Origin of the sequence: Corynebacterium urinipleomorphum, from assembly GCF_900155535.1 — a bacterium.
Lineage (GTDB): Bacteria > Actinomycetota > Actinomycetes > Mycobacteriales > Mycobacteriaceae > Corynebacterium > Corynebacterium urinipleomorphum.
Genome location: NZ_LT706957.1, coordinates 1 through 3,553, shown reverse-complemented (window position 1 = coordinate 3,553; position 3,553 = coordinate 1). Strand labels below are relative to the sequence as shown.

2 rRNA genes are annotated in these 3,553 nt (G+C 54.9%); both read right to left on the bottom strand.

What is annotated here, in order from left to right:
- Positions 1-1,690 (bottom strand): 23S ribosomal RNA (locus CZ338_RS00035); the annotation flags it as partial.
- A 434-nt stretch (positions 1,691-2,124) separates the two neighbouring features.
- Positions 2,125-3,553, bottom strand: a 16S ribosomal RNA gene (locus CZ338_RS00030); the annotation flags it as partial.

Sequence of the window (3,553 nt, the reverse complement as noted above, 5' to 3'; positions counted from 1 at the left end):
GGCACCCGCATTTAACTAGGTGCCGTGCCGCACGCTTGCACCACAATCCACTAAGTGGCGTAGCTACCAATCTGTGTCACCCCATCACTTGACTACTACAGATCAGGCCCCACGCATCACACCCACCCAACCATCAAAGATGATCATGGCAGGTGGTCAGGGTGGTTAGTATCACCGGTTCATCATTGGGCGCATATATACGGGTACGGGAATATCAACCCGTTGACCATCGACTACGCCTGTCGGCCTCGCCTTAGGACCCGACTCACCCTGGGAAGACGAACTTGACCCAGGAACCCTTAGTCATTCGGCGGATACGATTCTCACGTATCATTCGTTACTCATGCCTGCATTCTCACTCGCATGCAGTCCACACGCCCTTACGATCGTGCTTCACCCCACATACGACGCTCCCCTACCCAGCCATAACGGCTGCCGCGGCTTCGGCGGTGTACTTGAGCCCCACTGAATTGTCGGCGCGCAACCACTCGACCAGTGAGCTATTACGCACTCTTTCAAGGGTGGCTGCTTCTAAGCCAACCTCCTGGCTGTCTTCGCGATTACACATCCTTTTCCACTTAGTACACCCTTAGGGGCCTTAACCGGCGATCTGGGCTGTTTCCCTCTCGACTATGAAGCTTATCCCCCACAGTCTCACTGCCGCGCACCAATGTAAACCGGCATTCGGAGTTTGGCTGACATTGCTAAGATGATAGTCCCGCTCAACCAACCAGTAGCTCTACCTCCGGCACACCTACGCGACGCTGCACCTAAATGCATTTCGGGGAGAACCAGCTATCACGGAGTTTGATTGGCCTTTCACCCCTACCCACAACTCATCCCCGCAGTTTTCAACCTACGTGGGTTCGCGCCTCCACAACCTCTTACAGCTGCTTCACACTGGCCATGGGTAGATCACCCCGCTTCGGGTCCAGGACATGCCACTAAACACACAATTAGCATTCGCTTTCGCTACGACTACCCCACAACGGGTTAACCTCGCGACATGCCGCTGACTCGCAGGCTCATTCTTCAAAAGGCACGCCATCACACACTTTGAGGTGCTCTGACGGATTGTAGGCACACAGTTTCAGGAACTATTTCACTCCCCTCCCGGGGTACTTTTCACCATTCCCTCACGGTACTTATCCACTATCGGTCACACTGAGTATTTAGGCTTACCGGGTGGTCCCGGCTGATTCACAGCAGATTCCACGAGCCCGCTGCTACTCGGGGCAAACATGACCACCACACACACATGCATATTCACGTACAGGACTCTCACCCACTCCGGTGGGCCATCCCAGACCACTTCCGCTTACACACGCATCATGTAGACGTATCTGGCAGAACACGACCAGTCACACCCCACAACACCGCACACGCAACCCCTGCCAGGTATCACACGCACACGGTTTAGCCTCATCCACGTTCGCTCGCCGCTACTAGCAGAATCATTATTATTTTCTTCTCCTGCCGGTACTGAGATGTTTCACTTCCCGGCGTCACCCCCCGACCAGCTATGCATTCACTGACGGGTAACCGCACACAACTACGGCCAGGTTTCCCCATTCGGACACCCTCGGATCAACGCTTTGTTGACAACTCCCCGAGGCATAACGCAGTCTCACACGTCCTTCATCGGCTCAGCATGCCAAGGCATCCACCATGCGCCCTTAAACAACAAAACACACACGAATAACCCAACACACAAACAAAACACACACAAACAAAAAACAAGATGCTCGCGTCCACTATACAGTTCTCACACACCACACCCACCACCACCAACCAACACACACATGCTGACCAGTAAACGATGAGCCACACAAAGGGAACAACCACCCACACACCACACACCCACCCACAAGGATGAGCACTCAATGCGCGGGCACCATGTGCTGCCCCAGACACCCAACAGTGCACCAACAATTTCAACAATGCTCAGTTCACAAACGGTTCATGCATCACCCTGTCCACACACCACCCAGCATCCATCAGCCAGGGTGGTCTATGTGTGTCCACCTGGATTTCACTAAAAAACGGTATGGCAGCACCACAGTCGGGCACTCAACCAACCACAAACAGCCTGCAACTGCAGGCCAACAAAAAATAGCTCCTTAGAAAGGAGGTGATCCAGCCGCACCTTCCGGTACGGCTACCTTGTTACGACTTCGTCCCAATCGCCGATCCCACCTTCGACAGCTCCCTAACGAGTTTAGGCCACTGGCTTCGGGTGTTACCAACTTTCATGACGTGACGGGCGGTGTGTACAAGGCCCGGGAACGTATTCACCGCAGCGTTGCTGATCTGCGATTACTAGCGACTCCGACTTCATGGGGTCGAGTTGCAGACCCCAATCCGAACTAAGGCCGGCTTTTAGCGATTAGCATCTCCTCACGAAGTAGCAACGCGTTGTACCGACCATTGTAGCATGTGTGAAGCCCTGGACATAAGGGGCATGATGATTTGACGTCATCCCCACCTTCCTCCGAGTTAACCCCGGCAGTCTCTCATGAGTCCCCAACCAAATGCTGGCAACATAAGACAAGGGTTGCGCTCGTTGCGGGACTTAACCCAACATCTCACGACACGAGCTGACGACAACCATGCACCACCTGTACACCAGCCACAAGGGAAAGACCATCTCTGGCCCGGTCCGGTGTATGTCAAGCCCAGGTAAGGTTCTTCGCGTTGCATCGAATTAATCCACATGCTCCGCCGCTTGTGCGGGCCCCCGTCAATTCCTTTGAGTTTTAGCCTTGCGGCCGTACTCCCCAGGCGGGGCGCTTAATGCGTTAGCTACGGCACGAACCCCGTGGAAGGGACTCACACCTAGCGCCCACCGTTTACGGCATGGACTACCAGGGTATCTAATCCTGTTCGCTACCCATGCTTTCGCTCCTCAGCGTCAGTTACTGCCCAGAGACCTGCCTTCGCCATCGGTGTTCCTCCTGATATCTGCGCATTCCACCGCTACACCAGGAATTCCAGTCTCCCCTACAGCACTCAAGTTATGCCCGTATCGCCTGCAACCCCACAGTTAAGCTGCGGTATTCCACAAACGACGCGACAAACCACCTACGAGCTCTTTACGCCCAGTAATTCCGGACAACGCTCGCACCCTACGTATTACCGCGGCTGCTGGCACGTAGTTAGCCGGTGCTTCTTATCCAGGTACCGTCACTTTCGCTTCGTCCCTGACGAAAGGAGTTTACAACCCGAAGGCCGTCATCCCCCACGCGGCGTCGCTGCATCAGGCTTGCGCCCATTGTGCAATATTCCCCACTGCTGCCTCCCGTAGGAGTCTGGGCCGTATCTCAGTCCCAATGTGGCCGTACACCCTCTCAGGCCGGCTACCCGTCGACGCCTTGGTAGGCCATTACCCCACCAACAAGCTGATAGGCCGCGAGCTCATCCCACACCGAAAAAACTTTCCACCACAACCTCAAAGAAGTGGTCCTATCCGGTATTAGACCCAGTTTCCCAGGCTTATCCCGAAGTGCAGGGCAGATCACCCACGTGTTACTCACCCGTTCGCCACTCGAGTACC